The organism is uncultured Corynebacterium sp. (genome assembly GCF_947253065.1).
Lineage (GTDB): Bacteria > Actinomycetota > Actinomycetes > Mycobacteriales > Mycobacteriaceae > Corynebacterium.
Genome location: NZ_CAMXWS010000059.1, coordinates 1 through 6,396 on the forward strand (window position 1 = coordinate 1; position 6,396 = coordinate 6,396).

6 protein-coding genes are annotated in these 6,396 nt (G+C 62.2%); 3 read left to right on the plus strand and 3 right to left on the minus strand.

Features of this window, described 5'->3' with window-relative positions; genetic code table 11:
* Both Q0X21_RS09695 and amn read right to left on the minus strand, forming a co-directional pair.
* On the minus strand, window positions 1-814 hold an 814-nt coding region (locus Q0X21_RS09695), incomplete at its 3' end, for a glycosyltransferase 87 family protein (RefSeq protein WP_297851680.1).
* A gap of 42 nt (window positions 815-856) precedes the next feature.
* Window positions 857-2,266: an AMP nucleosidase gene (gene amn, locus Q0X21_RS09700; RefSeq protein ID WP_297851681.1), complete on the minus strand. Its 1,410-nt coding sequence runs from the start codon at window positions 2,264-2,266 to the stop codon at window positions 857-859.
* Between the two features lie 27 nt (window positions 2,267-2,293).
* Here amn and Q0X21_RS09705 point away from each other — a divergent pair, with 27 nt between their 5' ends.
* From Q0X21_RS09705 to Q0X21_RS09715, 3 genes are all read left to right on the plus strand, one after another.
* On the plus strand, window positions 2,294-3,100 hold the full coding sequence (locus tag Q0X21_RS09705; protein ID WP_297851682.1) for a hypothetical protein: 807 nt from the start codon (window positions 2,294-2,296) through the stop codon (window positions 3,098-3,100).
* Window positions 3,093-4,391, plus strand: a complete 1,299-nt coding sequence (locus Q0X21_RS09710) for a M20/M25/M40 family metallo-hydrolase (protein ID WP_297851683.1) — start codon at window positions 3,093-3,095, stop codon at window positions 4,389-4,391. The genes Q0X21_RS09705 and Q0X21_RS09710 overlap by 8 nt, the downstream gene beginning before the upstream one ends.
* Window positions 4,392-4,453: 62 nt before the next feature.
* Window positions 4,454-5,959, plus strand: a complete 1,506-nt coding sequence (locus Q0X21_RS09715) for a succinic semialdehyde dehydrogenase (RefSeq protein ID WP_297851684.1) — start codon at window positions 4,454-4,456, stop codon at window positions 5,957-5,959.
* A 96-nt stretch (window positions 5,960-6,055) separates the two neighbouring features.
* Here the strand turns inward: Q0X21_RS09715 and Q0X21_RS09720 are convergent, their stop codons facing one another.
* Entirely contained in the window at window positions 6,056-6,331 is a 276-nt protein-coding gene (locus tag Q0X21_RS09720) for an HNH endonuclease signature motif containing protein (protein ID WP_297851685.1), read from the minus strand.
* Between the last annotated feature and the right edge of the window lie 65 nt (window positions 6,332-6,396).

Below are 6,396 nucleotides of genomic sequence, written 5' to 3' on the forward strand. Positions count from 1 at the left end.
CCAGCCACACCGCGCCGGACTCGATGCCAAAGTCGCGCACCAGCACCGACTTGATGGACTGCGCCCCCGGATTCGAGTGGTCACCGACGCGGTCGGAGGAGAACATGGCGTCTGTCCAGAAGGCCTTCGCGTCCGGCACTGCGACGAAACCGACGGCGACGGTGACAAGGAACGTGACAAAACTCCCGAAAGCCGCCGCCCAGCGCCGCTGCACCAAAAACAGCAATCCGAAAAACGCCGGCGTCAGCTTAATCCCAGCGGCCAAACCCACCCCGACACCAGGCAGCCGGTACCTACTCGGCAGGAAATCCAAGCACACCAACAGCATGAGCAGGATGTTCACCTGGCCCCAGAACAAGGTGGCGTGCATCGGCTCCGTACCCAAAAGGAAGAAAGCAGCCAAAGCGGGGAGGATGATTGCGAACGCCGGCGTCATCTTCACCCCCAGTCGCGCGAAGCACAACCACAAAACCACCAGGGTGCACACAATCGACATGGTGTGCCACAGCACCGTCACCACAATGTCGTCGAGCACGCCCAGCCACGAGAACAACAGGCCTGAAAACGGCGGGTAGGTAAACGGCAGGTCAAAAATAATGTTCCCGCTGTAGAGCGCCTCCCCCGTGATGAGACGCTCCCCGCCCCGCAGGTAGATCCACAGGTCAAGGGGAATGTCGGTCTTGAACACGCTGTTGTACTCGGCAAAATTCGCCCAGTACCGGTACACAATCACCCCGCAGGCAACAAGCAGCACGCACACCACCGTTGCCTGTCCCGCGATTTGTTTTACACTGCGCTTCTCACCGGTTCTCACAGTGGAAAACATACCCCGTGGGAAGGGGAAACGTCGGTAAGCTCAGCGGAACGGGACCTCTCCTTGTGTCCGACGTAACTTACGCGTCCGCAATCGCTCCGGATTTTTAGCCAACCGTTCCATCGTCCGCACGGCACACATGACGTGTGCCTCCTTCGAGTTGGAGTAGAAGGCCTGGGCCGCGGCCGGCAACTTCGGCACCGCATGCAGGGGCAGATCCGACACCGCCAACAACGTCCCATACGGCACCCGGTAGCGGTAGCCATTCGCGGCGATGGTGGAAGACTCCATGTCCACCGCCACCGCCGTCGATCCCCGCAGCCACGCCCACAGGTCCCGTGGGGTCTGCCACTCCCAGTTGCGGTCATCCGTGGACAGCACCGTGCCGGTGCGCATGAGGGACTGCTCCTCATCCCCGTAGATCCGCTTCACGGCCTTCTCTAGTGTCCGCTGAATCTCCGGGATCGCCGGAATGGGCAGCTCGCGTTCAATGTGGTTGTTCAGCACGTGGTCGCGCCGCTCATAGGCGTTGCCCAGGATGAGGTCCCCGATCCGCATGCGGGCGTCCAGGCCGGCGCAGTGTCCGATCATGATCCAGCATTCGGGGCGTAGCACCGCCAAACAGTCCGTGATGGTCTTCGCATTGGACGGCCCCACACCAATGTTGATCATGGTCACGCCGGAATTATTCTCCGCCACCAGGTCGTAGCGCGGCATCTGGTAGCTCGAGGTCACGTCAGCAGCCACCGCATCAACGTCCAAAACGTCGGCGGGGGTGATACGGCGGCCGTTTGGCAGGAGCAGGGCGGTGTACCGGGTGCCCTCTCGCGCGAGTTCGTTCAGGCCGAAGCGCACGAATTCGCGGGTGTGCATGTCGTAGTTGGTGAACAGGATGTAGCGCTGCACGGACTCCACGTCGATGCCGGTGTAATGCTCGATGCGTTCGCAGGCGATGTCGAAGCGTTGGGGGCCGAAGTGGAAGAGGGGTTTTTCGGGGCTGTGGAAGGCGTCCCAGTCGCCGTCGATGATTGCATCGTGGACGTCGTCAAGCGTGGGGCGTGGGATGTCGGTGCGGCGCGCTTCGCTGACGGGGCCGTGGCCGCGGATGTATTCCGGCGGGATGCCTACGTCGGAGTAACCGACGGAAATCTCGCATGGATAGTTGGCGGCCAGGCATTCGAGCTGGTGGCGCAGGTAGGCCTCCATCATGTCGGGCCGTGAGATCACCGCGGAGTAGGTGCCAGCCTCATCAACGTAGCCGAAAGGTTGGGAGCGGTCGATCGGCCGCCACTGGGTGATGCGCACCGCGATTTTCGGGTAGAGCACCTCGTTGTAGCGCGCATAGTCGCCTGTGGCCACGCATTCACGCGCGCGCCCACAAGACGTCGCATACAGCTTTTTTAGCTTATCGACGGCCTCACCAACACCACCCACTACATCCAACTGCCCCATGTCCCCCCACCCTATAAGATCCTCGGTGTGAATAAACGGTGTGCTGCGCTGGCGTGCGCGTTCATTGCGGTTGGGGTGACTGTGAGTGGCTGCTCATATTTGGCGGGGCCATCAATGCCTGATGTGGGGCCAGTAGTGGCTCTCTCTGATGGGCCACACCTAGATCTGAGTGATCTGGATGAGAACGTGGCCGAGATTGAGGAGCAGCTGGATGTCCAGGTGGGCGTGGCCGTTTTTGATGGGACGCAGGATATAACTGCTGGTTCAGTGGGGGTCATGCCGGCCTGGTCCACCATCAAGGTGCCCATTGCGCTGGTAGCGCAAAAACACTGCTCGTACGGGGAAAAAGCGTTAGAGAAGCTCACGGAGGCGGCCATCGAATGGTCGGATAATGATGCCACCGACCAACTGTGGGGCTGCCTTGGATCGGCTGCGGATGCGAGCCGGCTGGTGTCGGAGGAAATAGCTAAGAGTGGTGTGACGGTGAAGCCTCAGCCCGCGTGGGGCACCACGGCATGGACGTTGCCTGGTCAGGCACGGTATGGGCACCAGTTGGCGGCGGTGCCGGAGGATAACCCGGTGATCGTCGATATGCATAAAATTGTGGGCGAACATCGCTACGGCCTCGGCCAACTCGATAATGTGCCATTCAAAGGTGGCTGGTCCGACGCCGACGACGGATCATGGCACACCCGCCAATTCGGCTTCACCACAATTGGTGAGACCACGTACGGCATCGCTATCGCCGCCCGTTCCCTCGACGGCTCCGAGGAAGACTGCCAGGAGGCACTCACCCACGTCGCCGACTATCTCAAGGAGGCAAAGGTTGACTGAACAAACCACCATTGATCTGCTACGCCAACTCATCCGCAACGCCTGCGTCAACGACCTCACCCCCGATTCCGGCCAGGAGGTACGCAACGCTGAGACCCTAGAGGAGTTCTTCGCCGGCACCGACGTGAAAGTGCAGCGTTTTGAGCCGCACCCCGGTCGCGTTTCCGTTGCGTTCACCGTCGAAGGGACGGACCCCGAGGCGGAACCGTTGACGTTGTTGGGGCATACGGATGTGGTGCCCGTCGATAAGCCAAAATGGACGCAGGACCCGTTCGGCGCGGAGATTGAGAACGGACGAATCTACGGGCGTGGCGCGATGGACATGCTGTTCATCACGGCGGCGATGGCTACGGTCACGCGCGAGGTGGCGCAGGCGGCGCAACGTCCGCGCGGCACGCTGACTTTCGTGGGCTGCGCTGATGAGGAAGCCCGCGGTGGGCTCGGCGCCGGTTGGATCGCGGAGCACGAACCCGATGCTTTTAGCTGGCGCAACTGTCTCTCCGAGACCTCTGGGTCCCACCTGCCGGATGCGCTCGTTGTCGTCGTGGGTGAAAAGGGGGCGGCGCAGCGGCGCATCACCATCCACGGCGACGCAGGCCACGGGTCTGCGCCATATGGGCGGGAACTCACGGTGGGGCTGGTGGGCGAAGTTGCGCGTCGACTGGCCAGCATTGAGCCCCCTGTTGTCGCCGATGACCTGTGGCAAGGCTACGTCCGCGCCTTCCGCTTCGACCCCTCGACGGAACAGCAGCTGCTGCGCGGGGAGAACTATGAGGCGCTTGGGCCTCTTGCCCGCTACTCCCACGCCATGAGCCATCTCACCGTGGCGCCGACTGTGATCCGCGCCGGTGGGGCCATCAACGTGCTGCCGTCGAATGCGTACGTGGAGCTGGACATTCGTCCGCTACCTGGGCAGACGCAGGAAGATGTCGACGAAGTTCTGCGGGAAGCGCTCGGCGATCTGGCGGAACGGGTGGAGATCGAGCACCTGATCACCGAAGACGCCACTGTATCCCCCGCCTCCGGGCCGCTATATGAAGCGATCGTGGAGACCTTCGGGGAATTCTTCCCCGGCGTGCCCGTGGTGCCAACGATCGCTGCAGGTGGCTCCGACCTCCGCTTCGGCCGCCGCAAAGGTGGGGTGGGCTACGGGTTTGCCCTGCACGCTGCCGAGCGCGGACTTGGTGAGGTGCTGGACCAACTGCACTCGCATGACGAATACGTCGACATCGAAGACGTCGAGTTGACCACCAAGGCGTACCGGTCTTTGGTACAAAAGTTCGTGTTCTAGGGCCAAAGTTTTCTCCCGATCCCTCTGCCCCGAAGGGCAGAAGTGCATTATCTTGGGGGACTATGACAACGCGCCTGCACAACGATTCTGACACGACCATCACCATCACGAATCCTGCCGACGGCACCATCGTCGGCACCACGAACTACTACGGCGCCGAAACCGCCACGCAGATCGTCGAGCGTGCCCGCGCCAAGCAACCCGAATGGGCCGCCACCCCCGTCAAAGAGCGCAAAAAGATCATGCTGCGCTACCACGACCTGGTGCTCAAGCACCAGAATGAGCTGCTGGACATCATCCAGGACGAGAACGGCAAAAACCGTCGCGCCGCCTTCGAAGAGGTGCTTGACAATGCGTTGACCGCCCGCCACTACGCCTACCGTGCTGAGAAGCTCCTGTCGCCGGACCGTGCGAAGGTGGCGTTGCCGATTGCAACGAAGACCCAGGTCCAACACTCCCCCATTGGTGTCGTGGGCATCATCGCTCCGTGGAACTACCCGCTGGTGCTGGCTATTTCCGACGCTATCCCGGCGATCCTCGCCGGCAACACCGTCGTGCTGAAACCGGACTCCAACACCCCGATGACCTCCCTGCGCGCCGCGGAACTGCTCGCCGAGGCAGGCCTACCCAAGGACGTGCTCACCGTCGTTCCTGGCTCTGGCCGCGAAGTGGGTCAAGCACTCGTGGAACAGGTCGATTACCTCATGTTCACCGGCTCCTCTGCCACAGGCGCCAAGCTCGCAGCCCAGGCGGGCGAGCGACTCATCGGGTTCTCCGGTGAGCTGGGTGGGAAGAACCCGTTGATTGTGACGGCGGACGTGGACGTGGATAAGGCTGTGTCTGGTGTGCGCCATGCCTGCTTCTCCAACACGGGCCAGCTGTGCATCTCCATCGAGCGCATGTACGTCCACCGTGACGTAGCGGATCGGTTCATCCCGGCGTTTGTGCGGTGCGTGGAAAAAATGAAGATCGGCGCCGGCCACGACTGGGACATCGACATGGGCTCCCTCATCTCCTCGGAACACGCGGACACCGTCGCCGAGTTCGTCGACGACGCCGTGGCCAAAGGCGCCACCGTCGCCACAGGCGGCAAGCGCCTGACCAACATCGGCCCCAACTTCTACGCCCCCACCGTGCTTTTGAACGTGCCGGAGGACGCACGACTGTACCGGGAGGAAGTGTTTGGGCCGGTGGTGTACATCGAGGTCGTCGATTCACATGAAGAGGCCATCGCGAAAGCCAACGACACCGAGTACGGCCTCAACGCCTCCATCTTTGGCAAGAGCGCTACCGCGCAGGAGATCGCCCGCCACCTGGAGGCCGGCACCGTGAACATCAATGAGGGCTACTCCGCTGGCTGGTCCTCCATCGGCGCCCCCATGGGTGGCTGGAAGCGTTCCGGCGTAGGCCGCCGCCACGGCGACGGAGGTCTGCTCAAATACACCGAGTCCCGGACCGTCGCCGAGCAGCGCATCGTGCCCATCGGTGGGCCGGAAGGCATGGCACCCGAGAAATGGGCAGGCCTACTCACGGCCGCACTGAAGTACGGCCGTGACATCCTGCGTTAGGCGGAGGGCGCCGCTCTAAGGGGCATCCAAAAAAGAGCATGCCGAAAAGGCCAGCTGTTGCTGGCTTTCGGCATGAGGTGGTGGGTTATCTGCCGTCTACCTGCCGTAGAGGAGCGTCATCGCTCCGTAGGGGTGGACGGTATTAGGCACCAGGTACCCCCGTGGTGATCTCCACATCGGTGCGCCCCGGATATTCTCCAGCCGGCCGCGGTGGGGTTTGGTGGGGTCATCGTCGTTGGTTCTGTTGTGGTACCTGCACAGCATGGCCAGGTTGTTCATGTTGGTCATTCCACCTTGTGACCATGCTTTGATGTGGTGGACCTCGCAGTTATCTGCCGCGTGCCGGCAGTCTGGTACTGGACACGTCGGCATGGTGGCCCGGGCTAGGTCGCGTTGCTTCTGATTGGCGAAGCGTTGGGTGTCATACAGATTCACCG